Raw genomic sequence first — 21,374 nt, forward strand, 5'->3', positions numbered from 1 at the left:
AAGTTAGGGCTGGGCTTGTGGCGATTTTTTTGCTTCCATATCATGCCGCATTGCGAATGACGCAGGCAACCACCAGCCAGGACGGCTGGGGCCGCGTCGAGCTAGTGTCATCTTCCCCGGAACCCCTGTCTTGTTGCCTTCTTTCGATCTGTTCTTAACTGATCTGACGCGGCAGGCAACCTTGCTCGCATTTCAGTTGCTGGCACAGGATGCACCGCCTGCTGGAGAATCCTCGATTCTGCAGCGAATTCTCGAAAACCCGTTGATTTTGCCTGTTGGCGTGGTGGCCATTTTCTACGTCACCTACTTCGGCCCTGAACGACGCCGGCGTGCCGAAGAAGCCAAAATGATGTCCGCGCTGGGCAAAAACGATCGCGTGGTCACGATTGGTGGCATTCACGGCACGATCGTTTCCGCTGCACCGGACAGTGACACGGTGACTCTGAAAATTGACGAGAGTGGTTCGACACGCATCAAAGTCAATCGGTCAGCCATCGTCAAAATCGTCGGCGAACCGAAGAACAAACCCGACAACGATTCGTCGGACTGACCTCTTCCCAAACCATCCTTCCCACAGCGACTGGTTTTGGTCGCAGCGGACACATCGCACCCGTACTTAGAAACCACGATGGATCTTTCGACTCTTCCCGATATTTGCCAAACGATTTCGGCTCAGTGGCTCGCGCAAACCGACGCTGCCGTCGCCAACGAAGTCTCCAAGGGCATCAGCATCGAACAGTTTCTGACTTTGCTCAGCGCTGCGGCCGTTCTGATTCTGCCGTTCATTGTTGGCAACTTCTTGGCGAAATCCTTGAAGATGCCAACCTACGGCTCTCGCTTCGGTTTCATCTTGCTTGCCATCACGGCCAGCGCTGTGACGCTGACGAACAAGTTCCCCAGCCTCGGCATCGACCTGTCCGGCGGTACCATCCTGGTTTATGAACTGGACCCGGAAAAGCAAGCCGCTGTGATCGAGGGCGGAGGCCAGCGAATCACCAGTGAAGACTTGGTGGCACCGTTGACCCGTCGTATCAATCCGGCAGGCACACAAGAAATCGTGATTCGCCCCTACGGCGAACAACAAATCGAAATCATCATCCCGCAAAAAGATCCTGACGCGGTCAAACGCATCAAGGACTTGGTCGAAGAAGCGGGCCAACTGCGATTCGCGATTTTGGCCAACCAGTTTGACCATCAAACGCTGATCAACGAAGCGATTGAACAAGCTGAATCGCCGCAACCGGGCGTCGCAACCAAAGACATGGTTGGATCGCCTGAGGATTCGCTCTACGGCTTTTGGGCTCGCATTGGTTTCGAAGAAACCGAGACCGATGGCGTGCGTCCTCTGTTGGTGCCTGTCACCGGTGCTTTGGCTCGTAACCCACGCACGGGTGCGATCCTCAACGTCCCACCGGAAGCACGCATCGGCGATGAGTCGGTTTCTGTCGCCAAATGGTTGAAGACTCAAGATTTCGACAACATCGAAGTCCTGATGGTCGTCAACCCGAAGCTGGACATCCTCGGGGAAGACCTCGCTTACGCCGCCAGCACCTTCGATGAGACCGGTGCTCCTGCCGTCGCGTTCACCCTGACCGACATGGGTTCGGGACGTTTCCGTGCTCTGACAACGAACAACGCTCCCGATGGTTCGCGAACGCGACAATTGGGCATCGTCTTGGATGACGAGCTGCTTTCGGCTCCTTCGATCCAAGAGCCAATGAACAAGAACGGTCGCATCACCGGTAACTTCACTCGTGATCAAGTGGACTCGTTGGTTCAAATCTTGAAGGCGGGGCAGTTGCCTGCAACGGTGACCAAGCAGCCCATCGCTGAAAACGAAGTGGGAGCAACGCTCGGTGCTGACACTCGGACCAAAGGTTTGTACTCGATCGGCGTTTCGCTCGGTTTGGTGCTGGTTTTCATCCTGTTCTACTACCGCTTCGCCGGCATGGTCGCTTGCATCGCATTGGTCATGAACATGGCGATGATCTTGGCCACGATGGTGTTCATCAGCCAGCCACTGACCTTGCCCGGTTTGGCCGGTTTGGTTTTGACCGTCGGGATGTCGGTGGACGCGAACGTGTTGATCTTTGAACGGATCCGCGAAGAGCTGGGCAAAGGTGCCAAGGCTCGCATGGCGATTCGCAACGGTTTCGCTCGAGCGACCACCACGATCATCGATGCCAACCTGACAACGTTGATCACCGCCATCGTTCTTTATGCGATCGGAACGGACCAAATCCGGGGCTTCGCCGTCACGTTGATCTTGGGCATCTTGTACTCGATGTTCACCGCGATTTACGTTTCGCGAACGATCTTTGATTTGGCTGAACGCCGTGGGTTCCTGTCGCTGGGAATGTCCGATGGCGTCAACAGCATCCGCTCGGCATTCGCCGGTGGTGGGCAGTTCAACTTCATCAGCAAAGGCAAGGTGACACTGACGATGTCAGCCATCTTGGTCGTTTGCGGTCTGGGTGCCTTGTTCGCTCGCGGTCAAAGCATTCTCGACATCGATTTCGCCGGTGGTTCCTCGGTTCAATTCCGCGTGGATCAACCCACCGAAGCGGATGAAGTTCGGCAGATCATGAACGATGCCGTGACATCGTCGGGAATGGAGTCCGTTCAGTTCACCGTCAACGGCGTTTCGATCGATGGCACCGAAGAAGGCACTGTCTTCAAGGTGGATTCATCCGTTGACCGAGTCGACGATTTGAAAAAGGTCATCCAGGAAGGCTTTGCTGCCTCGGAATCGGTTGGGTTGGTGACTTACACCGTCGACATCACTCCTGCTGATCTGTCGGGTGCCTCGCAGGAATCGGCCGAGCCAGAGGCAGAGGCAACGAGTTCCTCCGATCCTGTCGAGCCCTCGGAAACCACGACCAGCCAATGGCAGGCGTCCGACAACGGCGTGATGTTGGTGGTTGCTCAAGCTGATGACGAAGAAGCTGTCACCGAAGAAGTGGCTGTGGAAGAAACCACGGAAGCTGATGAAGTCGTAACCGAAGAAGCTGAAGCCGAAACCAAGTCCGTCGAACTGCCTGGTTTGGCATTCAGCACCTCGGACATTTCGCTGGGCATCAAAGGTGGTGATGGAGTCGCCGTCAAAAACGAAGAAGGCCTGGTCAATTCAATCGTTTCAGCGGCAGAAGCCGTCAACGTCCCAATCAATGCAGAAGGCATTGTGGTTCAGCCACTCGGTGACGACGTCGACGCTTGGTCACCAGGTTCGACCTTGGCGTTTTCGAAGTGGCGGGTTCAGTTGCCTCTCGGTGGAGACAACGCCATCAAGGTGATGGCTGAGATGGAGCGTCAGCTCGACAGCGATCCGGTTTGGATCAGCAGCAGTGCCGTTGGTGCACGTGTTGCTGGCGACATGATCAGCCGTGCCTTCGGTGCCTTGTTCGCTTCGCTGCTGTGCATCATCGGCTACATCTGGTTCCGATTCCAACGTGTGATCTACGGCTTGGCTGCTGTGGTTGCTTTGCTGCACGATGTTGCCATCACCTTGGGTGCGATCGCAGTCAGCTACTGGGTGGCGGACGCCCTTGGGTTCCTGCTGATTGATCCGTTCAAGATTTCGCTGACGGTTGTCGCGGCCCTGCTGACGATCATTGGTTACTCGCTCAATGATACGATTGTGGTCTTCGACCGCATTCGTGAAACGAAGGGCAAGGCTCCTCGTTTGACCGGCGAAATGATCAATACCAGCATCAACCAAACGCTCAGCCGAACCTTGCTGACATCGATCACAACCTTGATTGTGGTTGTATTGTTGTACGCCTTCGGCGGCGAAGGCATTCATGCATTCGCGTTCGCCCTGGTGGTCGGTGTGATCGTCGGTACTTACAGCAGCGTGTTTGTGGCCAGCCCCGTTTTGCTGTGGTTGGTCGAGCGAGCTGAAAAGAAAGCCGCCAACGCCTGAACGGTTTGAGCGGCTGGCCCCGCGAAAATCTGAGAGAACACGAAACTCCCTTTCGAGGCATCGGAAGGGAGTTTTTCATGCGCGGTCCTCAACCGCCCCAGCGCAATGGATTATCATTCGAGGTCCCACCATCCAATTCCCCACCCATTGGAAATCACTGTGACACTTCGAGTGCCCCCGTTCGCCCTGGCGATCGCGTTGATCGCTTGTTGCTTCTCTTCGCAAGCACGCGCTGATCAGTCCAACATCCTGTTGATTTTCATCGATGATCTGGGGTGGAAAGACATCGGTTGCTATGGCAACGATTTCGTCGAGACACCGCACATCGACCAACTCGCCGCCGAGGGCCTGAAGTTCACGAACTTCTACGCTTCCGGTGCTGTCTGCTCACCGACAAGGTGTGCCGTTCAATCGGGGCAGAATCAAGCTCGGATCGGAATCACCGCTCACATCCCGGGGCACTGGCGTCCGTTCGAACGAGTCATCACGCCGCAGACCACCATGGCGTTGCCGCTGGACACGGTCACCGTCGCGGAATCCATGAAGGCGGCGGGTTACACGACGGGGTACGTCGGCAAGTGGCACCTCGGCAACGGCCCTGAATTCCAACCCGATCGACAAGGCTACGACTTCAGCGCCGTCATCGGCGGGCCTCATCTCCCCGGCCGCTACCGAGTCCAGGGACGCTCCGACCTGAAACCGAAACCCAACCAGTACCGCACTGACTTCGAAGCCGACCTCTGCATCGACTTCATGAAGCAGACCAAAGACCAACCGTTCTTCCTGATGCTATCGCCATTCGCGGTGCACATCCCGCTGGGAGCGATGTCAGAGAAGGTTCAAAAGTACGAGGCCAAAGCAAAGCAGACCGGCAAGTCACTGCCTCATCCGGTTTACGCCGCCATGATCGAGCACTGCGACGACATGGTCGGCCGTTTGCTTGAGTCGCTCGACGAACTGGGGATCTCGGATGACACGATGGTTGTGTTCACTTCCGACAACGGCGGACTCTACCAACGATACGACTACCGAGAAGCCGCCGACGATCTCGTCAGCACACAAGCTCCTCTGAAAGGCGAAAAAGGCTCGCTTCACGAAGGCGGCACTCGAGTCCCCTTGATCATCCGTCATCCAGCGACCGTGAAATCAGCCGGCGTCTGTGACGAACCGACGATCAGCCATGACTTCTACCCCACGTTTGTTGAATTGGCCGGTGGCGAACTGCCCGCCAACCAAACGATCGACGGCCACAGCCTGGCGCCACTGCTGTCTGATCCAACCAGCCGACTCGATCGAGATGCACTGCATTGGCACTACCCGCACTACCACCATGACCGACCCGCCAGTGCCATTCGCGAACGAGAGTGGAAGCTGATCGAGTACTTGGACGGCACCGGGGACCTCGAACTTTACAACCTGGCAAACGACCTGGGCGAAACGAAGAACCTAGCCTCTGAGAAGAAAGGTCGAGCAGGCGACCTCAAACGCAAGTTGACGCAGTGGAGAAGCAGCGTGCTGGCCCGGACGCCAATACCGAACCCGAGCTACGATCCCGAACGAGCTCACGAATGGTGGAACCTCAAGAGCGGCAAACCAGTCCCCAGCGATCAACGCCAACGGTTCCCAGCCACTGAAAAAGACTAGTGGCCTGTCAGGACTTGTTTTTAGGGTAGTGGACGAGGCCACGAGTCCTGAACTGGCGTAAAATCCAAGGACTCGTGGCCTCGTCCACTACGATCAACCCTAACTTTTAGCTGTGACAAACCACTAGTGGCCTGGACTTGTCATGGACTGCGATTTCGATGGTGCTGACGCAGTTGGTTTGTTGGCCAACGGCCTTTTTCAACATAGCCAGCCGGCAACGCCTGGGCTGATAAAAATGAAATCAACCAGGCGGTTTGGGCAGTTTCCGACGAATGCTATTGACACGGCGTTGGTCGTTATTGAAAAAGTGAAAGTGTAAATTGACAATTGTAAAATGCCGGAATGCGTGGATGAAATCGCATCAATTTGCATTTTTCAATTGTCAATTTAACTTTTTCAATGAGTTGAATTCGGTTCGCACACTTACCATCCTGCCAACATTTTTATCAGCCCAGGCAACGCCCCTGGACCAGGAAAACCGCTCCCATTTTGGCCAACGGCCAAGTTCAATCCAAAACGTGTGGGTTGATGTTGGCCGTCGGCCAACAAAACCGACCGCAAAAGCGCAACTTCAAAACGCGTGACGATCGCCGGATTGTGCCACCCACCATCCGGTACACCGTTCTCTCCGGTGCACTGATTAGCCATGCAACCTGGTCTTGAGTGACGCACATCTTGCGTGAGAACACGCTCATCCGAATCATGGCTCCCGACTGAAGCAAGCTGATAGCGACTAGCGATTAGCTGCTAGCTTGGGGCCGTACAGTGCCATCTGCGAATGGTTGAAGTTGAGCTCACTCTAGGCCCAGAGGGGCCGACACAGCCATTGCCGGGGTCGCCAGGCCCCGGAAAAGGCGGCTTGAGGCAACGTCCTTTCGGCGTGTCACTTGGCTCCTCACCACAACCCGACGCGTCAGCGAGGGACTCACCACTGATCCGCCGCATGGTCCCTCGCTGACGCGTCGGGTTGTGATTTTCGCCACGACAGTGAATGAGCAGGGCTTTGGAAAGCGGTTCTAGCATTGCCATCCGTGCGTGCGGCCTACAACGAGATGCCTGCGAAACCACCGGTGGTGACAACGAACGTGCCGAGCATGCACAGCCAAACCACGTCCAAGAAGTGCCAGTACTGGGCGGCGAAATCGACCGGCCAGTGTCGTTCGTGGTCATATTTCCCAAGCATCGATCGCACGGACACGATGCCCAGTGCGATCACGCCACCGGCCACGTGCAGGGCGTGCAGGAACGCGAGCACCACGACCATCCCAGCGACACCTTTTCCGGTGCCGCCTTGCATGGCGGGGCCGCTGAGCAACTCTAGCATCGCGACGTATTGGATCGCCATGAACGCGACCGCGGCAATCGCACTGGTCGCCAGCAGCGATCCAGTCAAGACGCGTTTCGACCGGCGAACCGTTCGTGTGCCCCAGTGCACCAATCCGCTGATCACGAGCAAGCACGCCGTGCTGGTGAGAAATGCATCGGGCAAGGGAGCCGACGATTGCGAGTCGCCCAGCCGACTGCTCGCGTAAATGCCGTAAAGCAGCAGACTGCTGAGGAAGAACACCAGCAGTGTTCCCAGGAACAGCCAGCCACCTTGTTGATAGCGTCGGTCGGTCGGGAGGACACTGGTGGGCATGGGCAACATCAATTGGCTGGCGAAAGCGGCGGTCTTCGATTCGTTGAACCGTGACGGACTGCCAAGTTTAACCGTTCCGCGCAAAAGCCATAGCCAGCGACCAGGTCGATCTGGCAATTCAGGCGGCGCGGCGCTGAACCAGGTTGTCTTGCAACGCAATGATGGCCGCGTCGAGCGAGCCCAGCGAAGCAACCAGTTGCTGGATCCCACGTGCGAACTCGGGCCGAGGGTCAAATCCCATGTCACCGAGCAGTTCTTGGACCTCTTCGACTTCCATCTGAAGGATCAATTCTTCCGCCGTCAGCTCGTTGGCGGGCGGTCGCTGAGAAGGTGAATTGGATGACATATGCAGCAGCCAAGATCGATGGGAGGAAACGAGATACGGTCCCCTCTGCCATCGGCAATCCACCCAGTCGGCCTCCACGGAAAAGTCCGCCCAGTCGGAATAAAATCGCACGTCGGCTTTCTACGCCCGTCGCAGAGCGATGAGCGGTGACGTTCAGCCAGTTGCCGTTGTTAAACGGCGGCCTCTGAATGGCATCGCCAATCCGCGGGAATTTGCGTCACACTCGGCGGCAGGTCACTCGGTTCGACCAGCCCACCTGATCCCAACGCCCACCTGATCCCAACGGCCACCTGATCCCAACGGCCACCCGATCCCAACGGCCACCCGGTTCAATCGGGCTGGCGGTTCAATCGGGCTGGCGGTTCAATCAGGGCTGGCGGTTCAATAGTGTGGTGGTCGTTCGTCTTCCAGGTCGCCACCGCGTTCGGTGGCCTTGTTTTTGAGGTCCTTCAATTGATCGGCGAGTCGCTTCATTTCACGTTCGCGACGTTGAGCATCGAGTGACAGCTCGGTCACGATTTCGTTGAGTTGCTCGCAAACGCGTTGGGTGTGAACGAGTTGGATTTCAAGTTCGGTGATTCGATCTTCCATCGACATGATCAATCCCCAATTTCATTGGCTTGCGAACCGTAAGGACGCGTGCTGATCACACCTTCCTGTGGGCTGCTTGCGGTTCCATACAAACGTTTCGGGATGCGTCCGGCCAGGGCGGCGTGGCGCCCAGCGTCGACCGCCATTCGCATCGCATGAGCCATCCGAACGGGCTCTCGAGCGTGCGCGATCGCGGTGTTGAGCAACACACCATCGGCCCCCAGTTCCATCGCCACGGACACATCGCTGGCCGTTCCAACACCCGCATCAATAATGACCGGATAATCTTCGTCGTCTTCTTTCAGGTATTCCAAGATGATCTGCAGGTTGTTGGGGTTCAGGATCCCCGCTCCGCTGCCAATCGGGCTGCCTGCTGGCATGACCGCTGCGGCACCCACCTTTTTCAGGCGTTGGGCAGTGACCGGGCAGTCGCTGGTGTAGCAAAGCACCGAAAAGCCATCGGCAGCGAGTTGCTCGCACGCCGCCACGGTTTCCACCGGATCGGGAAGCAGCGTTTTGCTGTCACCGAGGACTTCCAGTTTGACCCAGTCCGAGCCGGGGTTGCCAAGCGTCCGCAAGATTTCTCGACCAAGCTTCGCTGCACGCACGGCATCGGCAGCGGTGTAGCAACCCGCCGTGTTGGGAAGCAGGATGTAGCGATCCGAGTCGATGAAATCCAGGATGTTCTGGCCCGTTCGGTCGTACAACCGCTCGCGACGAACCGCCACCGTGACGCATTCTGTGCCGGATGCGTCCAGGGAATCACGCATCTGTTCCATCGTGTCGTAACGCCCGGTGCCAACCAGCAATCGGCTGTTCAGCGTGTGCGATCCGATCTTGAGCGGTGAATCGGAAAGAGCGTCGGTGGTCATAGGAAACAGATGGGTGGAAAGGGAAGGAAAGCGTCGCAACGGTCTCGTTTGGAATGCGAGGGACCGATGCATCCGCCCTGATCAGACAACCGATCGATCGCAGCAACAATCCCCGGTCCTTTCTCTGCCCAGCAATTGGCCAAGCGGACTCGGTCGTCCAAACTCGACGAGGCTGATGTGGTCGGGCAATCAACATGGAATCACCGACCACCGATCCGGCCGATCAGCCGCCACCGACCAAGGTCACCACCTCGACGCGATCACCTTCGCCAACGATTGTCGCGGCGTAGTTCTCTCGCGGGACGACGTCTTCGTTGACCTCGACTGCGAGATAATTCTTCGGGACTTCGACCGTGACCAGCAACTCGTCGATCGGCATCGGCCGATCGATCTGCGTGGGGCGGCCGTTGACTGTGATGTCGATCATGCGACTCAGGCGTTCTCGTCGTCGAAGGCGGCGTCAAAAGCACGGTTGCTGGGCGAGAAGTCCAGCTTCTTGGTGAACTCGCAGGCTTCCCGAGCACCAAACGTGCGTTCCATGCCACTGTCTTCCCATTCGATCGACAGGGGACCTTGGTAATCGATCTCATTGAGAGCACGAATGATCTCTTCAAAGTTCACGCCACCGCGTCCAGGACTTCGGAAGTCCCAACCGCGCCGTGAGTCACCAAAGTTCAGGTGACTGGCGTTGATTCCCGTGCGACCATCCAGGGTCACAATCGCGTCTTTGATGTGCACGTGGTAAATGCGGTCGGGGAACATGCGGATGAACTGGACCGGATCGATGCCCTGCCAGATCAAGTGACTGGGGTCAAAGTTGAATCCAAACTCAGGCCGATTGTCGAGTGCTTCCAGGGCTCGTTGCGCGGTGTAGATATCGAACGCGATTTCGGTGGGGTGAACTTCCAACGCGAAACGCACGCCGCACTCACCAAACACATCCAAGATTGGATTGAAGCGTTCTGCCAACAGGTCGAATCCCGCGTCAATCATGGCGGGGGAAACGGGTGGGAACGAATACAGCAGGTGCCAGATGCTGCTGCCGGTGAAGCCGTTGACGACATCGACGCCGAACTTCTGGGCCGCACGAGCGGTGTTCTTCAGTTCTTCGATCGCGCGTTGGTTGACCGCTTCAGGATCGCCATCGCCCCAAATGTATTCGGGAAGAATGGATTTGTGCCGCTCGTCGATTTTGTCCAGCACGGCTTGCCCGACCAAGTGAGCGCTGATCGCGTGGCATTGCAGGTTGTGCTTGGCAAGCAACGCGTGCTTTTTTTCGCAGTAGTCGTCTTCTGCGAGCGCTTTGTCGACTTCGAAGTGATCGCCCCAGCAAGCCAATTCGATCCCGTCGTATCCGAAGTCGGCGGTCATGGCTGCCATCTCTTCGATCGGCAAATCGGCCCATTGACCAGTGAAAATCGTAACGGGACGTGGCATGGAGGTCTCCAGGAAAACAGGGAACAGGATCCATTCAAAACGGATCGTAACACGAGAGCAAACGCCCTCGTGGCGATGGGCCGGCATTATCGCCGAACACTGTTCCCCGGGCAATTCCCCTGCAACCCACGAATCCAGTTCCCAACGGAATCCAGTTCGCAGTCGCCCCTCCCACTCATTCGCCAGCGAGACCGAACCGCCACGGGGCGCTCTCGTCGACCGAGGTCGTGCGGCTTCTTGATGTCGTTTTCTAGCGTGTTTCCATACGGCGCCCCCCTCACGAAACGAAGTTTTTGGGGAGGACGCGCGACGCCGTTCGGGCGTACACGGCATTCGAAAGCTGCTCGACCTCTACCACGGTGGGGGGCAAAACGCGTCGTGCCTGCGTCAGACGCGACGTTCGTCAGAGGAGAAAATCGCACTGAGATACAAACCGGTATGCGTTTGTGGTTTGGTTGGTGTCTGCATGTGACTGCGAACAGCACGCATCACGTCGCGGCGAGAAATTTGTCCGCGTAGCCTGCCCTCGCTGTCCAGCACTGGCAACCGACGACAGGCGGCGTTCAAGAACGTTTGTGCGATGGTCAACAAATCGGTTTCTTCACTGATTGTCGGTGGGTTCTTGTCCGTCAGATCACCCACCGGAATGCTGGGAAGATTTTCGTAGGCCATCCCCACCACAAACTTCATGCAAGATTTCTCTGAAAAGACACCGACGAAGTGGCCGTCGTCATCCACCACGGGGGCACCGGAGATGCGTTGCCGCAGCAACACGTCGAGAGCTTCCAGGGAATCCATTTGGGGTGACAGCGTGATGAGGTTGCGAACCATCATCTCGCGAGCCGTCACATGCGGCATGGTTCCAGGACTGGGGGTGGGAAGCGTTGCGGTTCCAATGGTTTTGGTCATGACGAGAGTCCTCATTTGACAAGGCAGGATCTGTAGAAAGAGTCTTCACCTGAGATCACTTTGAGGCCTCCAGGGAGACTCCGTCAAGAAAATTCCAGTCGGCAAATCCAAGACGGCCTTTCAACCCAGGGCTCCCTTCGTGCGTTCTGGGCGAGCGGCTTCGCCGTTGGGGTCGCAATTCACGGTGAAATGCGTCACAAAGGCAAGTCGCGTGCCCCGGTTGTCGAAACAGGAATGGGGTTTGTGAAAGTTGTCACGCAGTGCACCAGGAGAGTGGAATGTTGGGTCGTTGGGTCGAATTCGAATTTGATTGTTTGCCGCTTCGCACCGTTTCTCGGTTGGACGTCCCGTTGGATGCGTCGCCGAACTACGAAGCGTTTGTCCTGCGAGTCAAAGCGGCGCTCGCCAAACATGGCACCCACAACACGTATTACCTGCACCGCGCTCGCTGTGCCTTTCATCTGACCAACGACCCGGATCGAGGTCGCGTCGAGTTTCATGTCGAGGGCGTCGTGATGACCGGTGAAAAGGATCTGAAAACGAAGGCGGTCGATCTGTTGGTGACACTCAGCGAAGAAACCTGCGATTGGCTGAACGAACCGGCTGTGGAGTTCTTGGCTGAGTCGGTCAAGCATTCCATTGCGGTGGAGTTTGACCGCTACATCCAAGCAGGTGATCTGACCCAAACCGAAAAACGCTTGGAAAAAATCCAGCGGCAAATCGAAGACGGTGACGGCTTCCAAGCGATGTACCTGTGATTTTTGCAGTCGCGGATCTCTTGACACCACCGAGGCAGAATCCCTAGTTAAACAAGTCGCCTGGTGTGTTCTTCACATGGGCTGCTTGTATGACGGCCAATCGATTCGCGGCCGCCTGTATCAATTGGACTGGATTTTCCGATTTGGCTTCATTGGACGATTGAATCGGTCGATTCAACGCACTGGAACCATTTCGACAACACCCAATCCGCCTCCGACGGAAGGACGCGACGATGACGACACGATCAACTCAAACTCGAAACGCCGCGCGAACCCTGGTCGCCCACGCCGCAATCGGTTTTTGTGTGACCGCGAGCATCGCTGCCACGGGCTGCCGCAGCGGACGTCCAAGCTTGAACATGTTCGGCATGCGAGGGGAACCCTCCGCTGAGACATTGGCCGGCACTGGCCCCTCACTGACTTACCCGCAGCCGCCATCATCCAAAGCGACACCGAACGCGATTGCATCGATCGCCGGTGGCACTGCACCTGCCACCACGCCGAGCGGAATGCCAGGCGGTTCCTCATCGAACATGTACGCGGCAACCAGCACCGCTGGCTTGCCAACGGTCAACAGCACACCCGGTGTTCCCAGCACGCCACCGGCTTCCGCGACCACCCCTTATGGCGCGGTCGCGTCGCAGTCCAATGGCTCTCTGCCGCCGGCTTCGTATGCGTTGCCAGGAAGCCAGACCCCTTCGCAACCTGCCAGTTACGCGGCCGCTTCGGCCAATGGCTACGCAATGGGAACGCAGCCCTCTGCTTCGCCTCAAGCCACGACACCGCGCCCAACGGCAATGCCGCCAATCAGCGTGCCATCGACCTCGGCCCCGGCAGGAGCTGATGCAATCGCCGCTCAGTCAGGCACACCAGCAAGCAAGTCCAACGGATTCACTTTGCCAGGATCTGAAATGGATGCGATTGTGGCGCAGCAACAATCCAGTGCACCAAAGACAGGCTCGGCGTTTACGCTTCCAAGCGATTTGATGTCCGGGCCGAACGCATCGGCCACGGCGTCCAGCGAAACCAAGTCTTCACCCGCCATCTCGGCAATCGGGTTGCCAGACAACTTGGGTGAATCGATTTCCGCGACGAAAGACCGTGTCGCATCGGTCGCATCGGGAGCCACCAAGGCAACTGCCGACGCAGCCGCCAACGCCGCCGCTGCTGTGACGGAGTCCCCGGCTTACCAAACCGCAACCGGTTCCGTTTCCGGCAGTTCCAACTCGGTTCAGCCAGCCGGCTACATGCCTGGCAGCACGGGAGCGGCATCGGGTTACCCGAGCGGCTCGGTGACTCGCTAAGTGAACCACGGTTCGCTCACTCATTCGCCCATTCACTTACTCGCTCGCTTCGCTGATGCAGTAGACCTTCGTCAGCGTGCGGATCAGCAGCCTGCCATCGCTCACGCTCGGTGTGGCGATGCAGAGTTCATCCAGCGGGTTGGTGTTGAGAACCTTGAAGTCCGGCCCAGCTTGGATGACGTAGGTCAGCCCTTGCTCGCTGAGGCAAAACACCTTTCCGCCGTACGCCCACGGCGAGGACGTGAAGGATCCTTTCGGCGAAAACCGCTGCTTGCCGTAGACTTCCTCGCCAGTCAACGCGTTGTGGCAGGTCATGAAGCCTTGGTCGTAGACCGTGTAAAGGTAGTCGCCGTCAACGATCTGGGTCGTGTTGTAGGGTGAAGCTCGCGGCTGATACCACTCGATGTACGGGTTCCTGGTGAAGCCATCGGAAGTGTCGATTTCTCCCGACGCTCCGGGACGAATCGCAAACGTAGGCCGGTGGGAATCACCGACGTAGCCGGATGACAGGTAGCACATTCCGTAAGCCGCAAACGGCGAGGGGATGACCAAGATCGACATGTCTCCATCGAAGCTCCAGAGCTCCTTTCCGTTCAGGGAGTAACTTCGGTTTGCGTTTTTGCCTGGGACAACGATTTCCGTGCGAAGTTCATTTTGCCAAACCAGTGGGGTTGCCCAGGACATCGTTTCGTCACGTTCGGTGCGCCAACGCTGTTCGCCGGTTTGGGTGTCGAAGGCGGCGATCCAAGACGCCTCTTTGTTGTCGTAAACCACAAACACTTGATCGCCATGCACAACCGGTGAAGCGGCCGCGCCGTAATCCATGTTGGTCTGCTTCGGTTCGATGTTTCGTGACCACAGCAGTTCGCCCTCGAGGTTGTAGCAGTACAGTCCCAGGTCACCGAACAAGACAAACAAACGCTCGCCATCGGTCACGGGTGTTTCCGCCGCGTAAGAGCTTTTGGGGTGTCGCGGGACGAGGGGACGGCCCGCGTGTGCCTCTCGCTTCCAAACCTCCTTGCCGCTGCCCAGGTCAAAGCAGGTCACCATCCAGTGGTGGATTCCCGCGGCCGGATCGCGGACGCCTTCGCCCAGGTACAAGCCTCCCTGCGGCGGCGTATTTGCCTCTTCTGCCACGACGGCGGAAACGAACACTCGTTCACCGACAATGATTGGGCTGCCCCAGCCCTGCCCAGGCACATCTGCGACCCAGGCGACATTTGTTTCGGTGTCCCACTGCGTCGGCAATTCAGGGTGGTCTGCCGCGACGCCCGTCGCATCCCCACCGCGAAAGCGAGTGAAGTCATCGCCGGTCCCGTCGCTTGCCATGCTCAACGCGATCGCCCAGAACGCGACTGAGCCACCCCAACATTTCAACGCGCGCATATCAACTCTCATCGAGGACAGAAGCCATTTGCCTCGAACATAACCGGAGTGCGGTCCGTTCGCTTGCAGTTCGCAGCCGCGTCCATCGCGAATTCTTGGGGCGTCAAAAGTGGGCTGCGCTCTAGGAAACGCAATTCTTCGGCCTGCCGGTCCGATCCGAAACTGGCAACGAGTGAAGTCGGGCGAGCCTTTTAAGCAGGTCGGCAGGAATGATCGGGCCTAGCCATGTGAGCCGTTTGGGCGCTGGCCTGGACTGCTGAATATTTGGCGTCGTGACGCACTGGGGTTGCGCAAGTTTTCATCCCGGTAGGGATGTCAGATGGTAGCCGTCGGCAAGCGATCGCGCCACCGACGGACAGGCAAAACCCACGTCGCCACTCTCCATCCCGCCGTGGCCGATGGCCACGGCGGGATGGAGAGTGTTTTTTGGGACGCTCGTTTCCCGGGGGCACGCTGCTACGCAGCAACCCCCGGCTACCACCTGGCATCCCTACCGAGATGAAGAAGGACAGCATGCCGGAAGAAAAGCTGCATCCGCTATCGGAGCGTCAACACCAAACATTTGGCAGTCCAGCGTTCGCCCCGGTTACACGTGGAAGCAACCACGCTTGCCAAGACATTTCAAACGCCGAAAGACTCCTGCCGACCTGCTTAGAACGGAGCCTTCATCACGGCATCGAGGCCTTCGGCAGTGATGTTGGTTCCCTCGCATTCGATGTGCTGTAGGAACGGCAAGTCGCTCAGGTGCGAGATTCCCTTGTCGGTGATGCTGGTCTGGTTCAGCCCAATGCCGGTGAGCAATCGCAGGTCAACCAGCTTGGACAAGTCCTCATCCTGAACACTCGTCCCAGCAAGCTGGATTTGCATCAGGTTGGGCAGGTGAGCCACGTGCTCCAGTAGCGAGGGATCAAAATTCTCCGCGGTGAATTCGATCGCGAAAATCGGTTGGTCTTCGGCGCGGCGAACCATTCGCACGCCCGCTTTCTGCAGCTCGAAGAGGGAGCGCCGGCTGTCGATTCCGACTCCGCTGATTTCGATTGTCGCCAGGTTCGGAGAGCCTGCCAGGGCAACGCCCTCGTCCGTCTTGAGTCGCTCGAGGCTGTCCACTGGAATTCCGGCAAGGAACTCGTCTCGATCAATCGCTTGGGCGCTGCCCTGCGAATCCAGCACGTAAAAAGCATCGTCGAGCCACGGCCGAGGATCCGCAAGATGCAATTTGTCGCCTGGCATAGCAACCTGTTCAAAGTAGATCCGGATCGTCCGTCGCTCTTTCGGAAACGGAACGTGCAGGTCGCCCCAACCTTCAATCGGATGGGTGCCGGTCCGCGAAGTGATCAGTCCTTGCGGGATCGAACCCGAGTAGAGCACGCCAGAAAACCCGTGATCGACGTACCCGCCATAGAACCCAATGGGGCCAAGCAAACTGACCGCACAAACCGCCTTCTCCCAGGCCGCGGCCGGCCGCCAGGACTTCGTGGTCAACATCACCCAAGAGCCAATCACCGCGACCGACAAGTTCCAAGGAAGCACGCTTTCGTTCCAGTTCACGATCAAGGGTGAGATCGTCAACGCGATTCCCAGGTGCATGGCCAAGCAGGCAGGTGCCGCCCACCGCGGCCGGAAAATCGCAAGCACCCCAACGGCAAGCTCAACGGCCGCCACTGCGCCAGCGAACCACAGGTAGGTTGAGTCGGCGTCCAGCCCACTGCGGGCGACCAGCCAGTGCGATGCGTACCCGAACCAATCTGGCGACAGGAGTTTGTGCAGCCCCGCCCAGACCCAGGTCGACACCAATGACCAGCGGGCGATTCGATGACCGGCGTCCAGCACGCAGGCCGCCATCAACAACGCGATGGAAAAGAACTGTGGCTGCAAACGAAACTGATCGAAGACGGCTGCGACAATCAACATGCCCCAGTGCACTGCCAACCCCGACCTCGGACGGATCACGGTCCAAGCAAGGGAAGCGATGAGGAGCCAGCCAAAGGAAAGCGAAGGCAGGTCAAACGTCGGCAGGTGCGGTGGCATCGCCCGCGTTTGCCAGAGCGGCCAGGTGATCGCAAGGGTGACGCACTGGCAAACAATGCCAAACATCAAGAGCCCATACCGCTGCCACCCAAGCCGCTTCGCCTCGCGGCCGACGGCATCCATCCATGTCCGCTGGCATTCATCTCCTTCGAGATCGCCTGCAGGTGGCGTTGGCAGACCGTTCGGTGAATCACTCAAAGGTCAAACCGACTTCCGCCAGAGGAAAAGAGCGCACTGCGGAAGCTGGTTTCAACATGGGGTTTCACATTGATAGGTGATCGATTTCTCAGGTAGGCCGGATCAAGCCGCTTCGGCGCCGCTCCGGCAGTTGAGCGGACCTTTTCAGGCAACTCCCAACCGGATGAGTGTCGCAAAGCCACCTTTACTGGGCCGACGCAGGCTAGCAAACTCCAGTCTTCTCAACCATCTCGCTCCCTTGGGAGACTGTCGCGGTCATCGCGATCAGTCCAAGCCGGAGGCCGACGAGAGCGCTGGGCTTCAAGCCAGCGCTTGGTCAATTGGGTTGTTGGCCAGGTAGTGCCCGCACAGGCAGATTGCCATCGCATCGGCGACGTCGTCGGGCTCGGGGGCAGATTGCAGGTTCAATTGCATCTTCACCGCCAATTGCATTTGGCTTTTTGGGGCTCGGCCGTTGCCAGTCATCACCTTCTTCACGCGAGTTGGTTCGTAGTGCTCGACCGGCACGCCAGCCGTCGCGGCTGCCAGGCAGATCACGCCGCGAGCGTGCCCCATCAGGATCGCCGTGCGAGGGCGATCGTAATGCGAGAACAATTGCTCCACCGCCATCAAATCCACGGGATGGGCCGCGAAAACTTCCGACAGCCCAACATGGATTTCTTGCAAGCGTTCTGGGAGCGTGTCAGAGCGGCGTGACTTGATCACCCCCGCTTCACGCAAGCACAGACGCGATCCCTCTCGCGAGATCACCGCGTAACCAGTGGTGTTGAGCCCCGGGTCGATTCCTAAAATGCAGGCTGCCGATCCAGGGCGTGCCGTTATGACTTGCGTTCCCAAGAGGTGCCTTCTTTCTTGTCGAGCAGGGCGACCCCGAGATCAGCCAGTCGATCTCGGATGGCGTCGCCAGTGGCGTAATCTTTTCGCTCGCGAGCTTCCTTGCGAAGGTTGATCAACAAATGCACCACGGAATCCAGGAGCTCTGCATCCGCTTCGTCGCCACCGGAGGTGGCCGGTGGTTTTGCAAACAAACCCAGCACACGCGACAGTTCCGCGATGACCGAGGTGGCTTTGACCAGTGATTCCACGGCGGGCGATTTCACATCCGCACCGGCGGCCAATTGGTTGGCGTCGACGTGACGGTTGAGGGTCCGCAGAGCGTCAAACAGCACGCTGATCGCGGCGCCCGTGTTGAAGTCATCGTCCATCGCGGCCAAGAATTTTTCGCGGATGGCATGGATCTCGGTCAGCAATGCATCGCCCGCCGGATCAAAGCTGCCTTCGGCACGTCGGGTCGCGGCGGTCAGGTCGTAGAACGAGCTGCCTGTGATCTCTTCGAAGCGATCGAAGTAACGATAAAACGCTTCCAGTGATGTGCCGGCTTCGGCCAAGGTCTCTTCGTTGTAAACGATCGTGCTGCGATATTGAGTTCGCAACAAGAAGAACCGGATGCGTTCGCCGGTCTGGCTGCGAATCAGATCGGCCAAACCGCCGGCGCCTTTGCTGCGGCTGATCTTGCCCGAGGCTTGTTCTTCGACGCTGGCTGCTTCCGCCGCCGCGTTTTCGCGGTCGCTTTTGCCGCCAACCTTGCCTTTTTCGCCAGCCCGCATCAAGCCGTTGTGCATCCAGTACTTCACCATCGGCGCACCGTGGCAGCACGTGCTTTGCGCTCGCTCGTTTTCGTGGTGCGGGAACATCAGGTCCAACCCGCCGCCATGGATGTCGAAGGTTTCGCCCAGAATTTCGTGGCTCATCGCAGAACACTCGATGTGCCATCCTGGTCGACCGTCGCCCCAAGGGCTTTCCCAGTACGGTTCGCCTGGGCGGGCTGATTTCCACAATGCAAAGTCGCCGGGGTTGCGTTTCTTGGCTGCCGCGCCGCCCCCCTCGCCCTGTTGATCTTCGACTGATCGATTGGAGAGTTGCCCGTAGCCAGGGTCTTTGGTCACGTCGAAGAACACGTCGCCGTCAATCGCGTAGGCAAAGCCTTTCGATTCCAGCGATCCAATGAACGCGATGATCTGCGGCATGTGGTCGGTGGCACGCGGCAAGTGGTCGATCTGATTGACGCCCAGTTCCCGGAGGTTGGCCAAGTAGTCCGCGGTCATCTCCACCGCGATTTGGCTCATCGGGATGCCACGTTCCTTGGACTTCTTGATCAGTTTGTCATCGACGTCGGTGATGTTGACCACCCACGTCACTTCGAACCCGCTGTAGGTCAGGTAGCGTTTGATCGTGTCGAAAATGACCGGCCCAACCATGTGCCCAATGTGTGATTCGGCGTAGACCGTTGGCCCGCACAGATACATGCCCACACGCGGAGCACGCAGCGGCAAAAACGGCTCCTTGGTTTTGCTCAGTGTGTTGTAAACACGAATGGCGGGTTGGGAGGTGGAAGGGGAGGCGACCGATGAGGTCGGGTCAGCGGCGGTCATGCTCATCAGCGTGCGTGCGATTGGAAAGAAGCAAAGGCGAGGCGTCCTCGCGAATTGGAAGAGCCAGGAAGTATAGGGAATCAGTCCGGCTTGGATCGAGCCCGCTTTCCAAGCCCGTTCGATGGTTGCCGAATCAGCCCGTTTCAAATGCCTCTGAACTGGTTCCTCTTGTTGAGTTGCCGCTGGAAAGAAAGGGGAAGATCTAAGCCGTTCGGGCGTTCGCCACGGTTCTGTGGTGGTGGAACCGAGGCGAACGCCGAAACGGCTCAGAGAAACAGCAGGCCACCAGCGCCGAATCGGCCACCCGGACTACGAAGCGATGACGCAGTGGGAAAGGCGTCCCAGGGGGCTCAAATGCTGAATGGACTGCCTCTGAAATGGCAAGACAGGGCAAATAGGACCTATGGGAGACTGTGCGTTCGCTTCCCCCCGTGTCCGCGTTGAAATCCATTTTGGTTTGTCGCTCCCCAAAAGCGGGTGAACGCTAGGATGCCAAGGTGCGTAGCAAACCAGCGCTCGAAGCCATTTGTGACGACCCCATTTCGCGAATTGGCGCTTTCGTAGGCACGCTCTCACGATTTTTTCTCAGCGTTTCCAATGCCTCCCCTCCTCGGAAATCAGCCCCCATGACCAAGATCACCTTTCTCGCTTTGCTCTCGTTGGCCCTGGTGGCCGCTCCTGGTTGCCAGCCTTCCAGCCCCACGGATTCGGCAGCCACGTCTGCCTCGGAATCCGGTGACGATCATGGTCATGATGATCACGATCACGGAGATCACGAGGGCCATGACCATGAGGGGCATGACCACGATGCTCACGGGCATGAAGGCCATGACCATGGTGACCACGAAGTCATTGACGCCGACGCGGCAGGGTTGAGCAGCGACGCTCTGGTGCATTTGGAAAAGCCCGATGCACCCAAGTCGTTTGCTGCTGCGGTTGAGAAGCTGTCCAAAATGAAGGCGACCATCGCGGGCGGCTTCGCGGATGACGATGTTGATTCGATCCACAACGAATTGCACGACATTGGAACGCTGTTGGAGCAAACAGAAGCCCTGGCGAAAAGCAGCGATCTGAACGAAGAGCAAAAGAAGCAGGCTCTGGCAGCAGTGGACGCTCTGTTCGACGCGTTTGGATCGGTGGATGCCAAGCTGCATGGTGAAAACGGGGCCGAATACAGCGAAGTCAGTGGTGACATTGACGATTCCATCAAAGTCCTCGGGGGCCTCCAATGACTCACCGTTTTCATTCCTTGGCATTGGCCGCCGGTTGCCTGATCTTGGCTGTCGGCTGCGAACCATCTGGCAGCGAGACGGCATCTTCGGACGCTGACCCAGCGGTGCTGCTCAGCGAGGCGCCTGCAGACGCGCTCTCGCTGACCGAAGTGAAAGAGCGGTTCGGAGACGAGGCCACGCCGGCGCCCAGTGAGGTCACCTTGGTCGGGAGGATCGACGCGGGAGAGTTTGACGCATTTGAGCCCGGTTCAGCGACGTTCATGCTGAGTGAGTTGCCCGACGAAGATCACACGGGCGGCGATCCAGATCACGCCGACAACTGTCCGTTCTGCAAGCGTCGCTTGGCCAACGCGCCCAAGGCTGTGGTGCAGTTGATCGATGAGTCTGGTAGCGTTCGCACGACTCGGGCCGACAATCTTGCGGGCCTTTCCAAGGGAGATGTTGTCACCGTATCTGGCAGCGTGACCTACGATGAGGGAGTGAATCTGATCACGATTCAGTCTCAAAAGATCCATGTTCGGTGACCAGTTTGCGGGTAACCGCAGGCCGGTTTCGTCAGGATATCAGCCGAAAAACACCAAATTTCACTTTTTCTGTGAAATCTGAGCGGCCGCAACTCACCACAAGCATCTGGAATCTGTTATACTCCCTCTCGTGGTGGTATAGCTCGCGCACT

General features: G+C 58.0%; 19 protein-coding genes. 8 read left to right on the top strand and 11 right to left on the bottom strand.

Annotated elements, in window-relative coordinates; genetic code table 11:
- Nucleotides 1-130: 130 nt before the first annotated feature.
- The 4 genes from yajC (at nucleotide 131) to UH5x_RS06305 (ending at nucleotide 6,150) form a co-directional block, all read left to right on the top strand.
- On the top strand, nucleotides 131-550 hold the full coding sequence (yajC, locus tag UH5x_RS06290; protein WP_047813866.1) for a preprotein translocase subunit YajC: 420 nt from the start codon (nucleotides 131-133) through the stop codon (nucleotides 548-550).
- Nucleotides 551-628: 78 nt separating this feature from the next.
- The gene (secD, locus tag UH5x_RS06295; RefSeq protein ID WP_482635119.1) at nucleotides 629-3,922 is read left to right on the top strand and encodes a protein translocase subunit SecD; all 3,294 of its coding nucleotides are present in this window, start codon (nucleotides 629-631) and stop codon (nucleotides 3,920-3,922) included.
- A 159-nt stretch (nucleotides 3,923-4,081) separates the two neighbouring features.
- Nucleotides 4,082-5,566 carry a sulfatase gene (locus UH5x_RS06300; protein ID WP_482635120.1) on the top strand — a complete coding sequence of 495 codons (1,485 nt, stop codon included), beginning with the start codon at nucleotides 4,082-4,084 and terminating at the stop codon, nucleotides 5,564-5,566.
- A gap of 350 nt (nucleotides 5,567-5,916) precedes the next feature.
- Nucleotides 5,917-6,150 carry a hypothetical protein gene (locus UH5x_RS06305; protein ID WP_482635121.1) on the top strand — a complete coding sequence of 78 codons (234 nt, stop codon included), beginning with the start codon at nucleotides 5,917-5,919 and terminating at the stop codon, nucleotides 6,148-6,150.
- Nucleotides 6,151-6,608: 458 nt separating this feature from the next.
- On the opposite strand, the gene UH5x_RS06310 is transcribed toward UH5x_RS06305, so the two are convergent.
- The 7 genes from UH5x_RS06310 to UH5x_RS06340 form a co-directional block, all read right to left on the bottom strand.
- On the bottom strand, nucleotides 6,609-7,205 hold the full coding sequence (locus UH5x_RS06310) for a cytochrome c oxidase subunit 3 (protein WP_047814143.1): 597 nt from the start codon (nucleotides 7,203-7,205) through the stop codon (nucleotides 6,609-6,611).
- 118 nt (nucleotides 7,206-7,323) lie between these two features.
- A complete protein-coding gene (locus UH5x_RS06315; protein WP_482635122.1) occupies nucleotides 7,324-7,662 on the bottom strand; it encodes a hypothetical protein in 339 nt (112 codons plus the stop codon).
- 270 nt (nucleotides 7,663-7,932) lie between these two features.
- Nucleotides 7,933-8,148: a SlyX family protein gene (locus UH5x_RS06320; protein ID WP_047813862.1), complete on the bottom strand. Its 216-nt coding sequence runs from the start codon at nucleotides 8,146-8,148 to the stop codon at nucleotides 7,933-7,935.
- 2 nt (nucleotides 8,149-8,150) lie between these two features.
- Nucleotides 8,151-9,014 (bottom strand): thiazole synthase, encoded by an 864-nt coding sequence (locus UH5x_RS06325; RefSeq protein WP_047813861.1) that lies wholly within the window; start codon nucleotides 9,012-9,014, stop codon nucleotides 8,151-8,153.
- 223 nt (nucleotides 9,015-9,237) lie between these two features.
- Nucleotides 9,238-9,441, bottom strand: a complete 204-nt coding sequence (gene thiS, locus UH5x_RS06330) for a sulfur carrier protein ThiS (protein WP_047813860.1) — start codon at nucleotides 9,439-9,441, stop codon at nucleotides 9,238-9,240.
- Between the two features lie 5 nt (nucleotides 9,442-9,446).
- Entirely contained in the window at nucleotides 9,447-10,451 is a 1,005-nt protein-coding gene (locus UH5x_RS06335) for a sugar phosphate isomerase/epimerase family protein (protein ID WP_047813859.1), read from the bottom strand.
- Between the two features lie 387 nt (nucleotides 10,452-10,838).
- On the bottom strand, nucleotides 10,839-11,360 hold the full coding sequence (locus tag UH5x_RS06340) for a CBS domain-containing protein (protein WP_053061128.1): 522 nt from the start codon (nucleotides 11,358-11,360) through the stop codon (nucleotides 10,839-10,841).
- Nucleotides 11,361-11,638: 278 nt separating this feature from the next.
- Between UH5x_RS06340 and UH5x_RS06345 the strand changes: the two genes are divergently transcribed.
- Nucleotides 11,639-12,118 carry a hypothetical protein gene (locus UH5x_RS06345; protein WP_047813858.1) on the top strand — a complete coding sequence of 160 codons (480 nt, stop codon included), beginning with the start codon at nucleotides 11,639-11,641 and terminating at the stop codon, nucleotides 12,116-12,118.
- A 233-nt stretch (nucleotides 12,119-12,351) separates the two neighbouring features.
- Nucleotides 12,352-13,422 carry a hypothetical protein gene (locus UH5x_RS06350; protein ID WP_482635123.1) on the top strand — a complete coding sequence of 357 codons (1,071 nt, stop codon included), beginning with the start codon at nucleotides 12,352-12,354 and terminating at the stop codon, nucleotides 13,420-13,422.
- Nucleotides 13,423-13,458: 36 nt separating this feature from the next.
- Here the strand turns inward: UH5x_RS06350 and UH5x_RS06355 are convergent, their stop codons facing one another.
- The 4 genes from UH5x_RS06355 to cysS form a co-directional block, all read right to left on the bottom strand.
- On the bottom strand, nucleotides 13,459-14,808 hold the full coding sequence (locus tag UH5x_RS06355) for an outer membrane protein assembly factor BamB family protein (protein WP_482635124.1): 1,350 nt from the start codon (nucleotides 14,806-14,808) through the stop codon (nucleotides 13,459-13,461).
- Nucleotides 14,809-15,459: 651 nt separating this feature from the next.
- Nucleotides 15,460-17,034: a hypothetical protein gene (locus UH5x_RS06360; RefSeq protein WP_482635125.1), complete on the bottom strand. Its 1,575-nt coding sequence runs from the start codon at nucleotides 17,032-17,034 to the stop codon at nucleotides 15,460-15,462.
- Between the two features lie 300 nt (nucleotides 17,035-17,334).
- Nucleotides 17,335-17,871, bottom strand: coding sequence for a crossover junction endodeoxyribonuclease RuvC (gene ruvC, locus UH5x_RS06365; RefSeq protein WP_173442637.1), 537 nt, complete (start codon nucleotides 17,869-17,871; stop codon nucleotides 17,335-17,337).
- Nucleotides 17,853-19,472, bottom strand: coding sequence for a cysteine--tRNA ligase (cysS, locus tag UH5x_RS06370; RefSeq protein ID WP_047813856.1), 1,620 nt, complete (start codon nucleotides 19,470-19,472; stop codon nucleotides 17,853-17,855). The genes ruvC and cysS overlap by 19 nt, the downstream gene beginning before the upstream one ends.
- 620 nt (nucleotides 19,473-20,092) lie before the next feature.
- Between cysS and UH5x_RS06375 the strand changes: the two genes are divergently transcribed.
- Both UH5x_RS06375 and UH5x_RS06380 read left to right on the top strand, forming a co-directional pair.
- A complete protein-coding gene (locus UH5x_RS06375) occupies nucleotides 20,093-20,698 on the top strand; it encodes a hypothetical protein (RefSeq protein ID WP_482635126.1) in 606 nt (201 codons plus the stop codon).
- Nucleotides 20,695-21,222 carry a hypothetical protein gene (locus tag UH5x_RS06380; RefSeq protein WP_482635127.1) on the top strand — a complete coding sequence of 176 codons (528 nt, stop codon included), beginning with the start codon at nucleotides 20,695-20,697 and terminating at the stop codon, nucleotides 21,220-21,222. Before UH5x_RS06375 ends, UH5x_RS06380 begins: the two co-directional genes overlap by 4 nt.
- Nucleotides 21,223-21,374 lie beyond the last annotated feature (152 nt).

The organism is Rhodopirellula sp. UH5, from assembly GCF_056839225.1.

What these genes read in the sequence shown, in the direction of transcription:
- secD (WP_482635119.1), top strand. Translation starts at nt 629, where the DNA reads ATGGATCTTTCGACTCTTCCCGATATTTGCCAAACGATTTCGGCTCAG.
- UH5x_RS06305 (WP_482635121.1), top strand. Translation starts at nt 5,917, where the DNA reads ATGAAATCGCATCAATTTGCATTTTTCAATTGTCAATTTAACTTTTTC.
- UH5x_RS06310 (WP_047814143.1), bottom strand. Translation starts at nt 7,205, where the DNA reads ATGCCCACCAGTGTCCTCCCGACCGACCGACGCTATCAACAAGGTGGC.
- UH5x_RS06320 (WP_047813862.1), bottom strand. Translation starts at nt 8,148, where the DNA reads ATGTCGATGGAAGATCGAATCACCGAACTTGAAATCCAACTCGTTCAC.
- UH5x_RS06325 (WP_047813861.1), bottom strand. Translation starts at nt 9,014, where the DNA reads ATGACCACCGACGCTCTTTCCGATTCACCGCTCAAGATCGGATCGCAC.
- thiS (WP_047813860.1), bottom strand. Translation starts at nt 9,441, where the DNA reads ATGATCGACATCACAGTCAACGGCCGCCCCACGCAGATCGATCGGCCG.
- UH5x_RS06335 (WP_047813859.1), bottom strand. Translation starts at nt 10,451, where the DNA reads ATGCCACGTCCCGTTACGATTTTCACTGGTCAATGGGCCGATTTGCCG.
- UH5x_RS06340 (WP_053061128.1), bottom strand. Translation starts at nt 11,360, where the DNA reads ATGACCAAAACCATTGGAACCGCAACGCTTCCCACCCCCAGTCCTGGA.
- UH5x_RS06345 (WP_047813858.1), top strand. Translation starts at nt 11,639, where the DNA reads ATGTTGGGTCGTTGGGTCGAATTCGAATTTGATTGTTTGCCGCTTCGC.
- UH5x_RS06350 (WP_482635123.1), top strand. Translation starts at nt 12,352, where the DNA reads ATGACGACACGATCAACTCAAACTCGAAACGCCGCGCGAACCCTGGTC.
- UH5x_RS06355 (WP_482635124.1), bottom strand. Translation starts at nt 14,808, where the DNA reads ATGCGCGCGTTGAAATGTTGGGGTGGCTCAGTCGCGTTCTGGGCGATC.
- cysS (WP_047813856.1), bottom strand. Translation starts at nt 19,472, where the DNA reads ATGAGCATGACCGCCGCTGACCCGACCTCATCGGTCGCCTCCCCTTCC.
- UH5x_RS06375 (WP_482635126.1), top strand. Translation starts at nt 20,093, where the DNA reads ATGACCAAGATCACCTTTCTCGCTTTGCTCTCGTTGGCCCTGGTGGCC.
- UH5x_RS06380 (WP_482635127.1), top strand. Translation starts at nt 20,695, where the DNA reads ATGACTCACCGTTTTCATTCCTTGGCATTGGCCGCCGGTTGCCTGATC.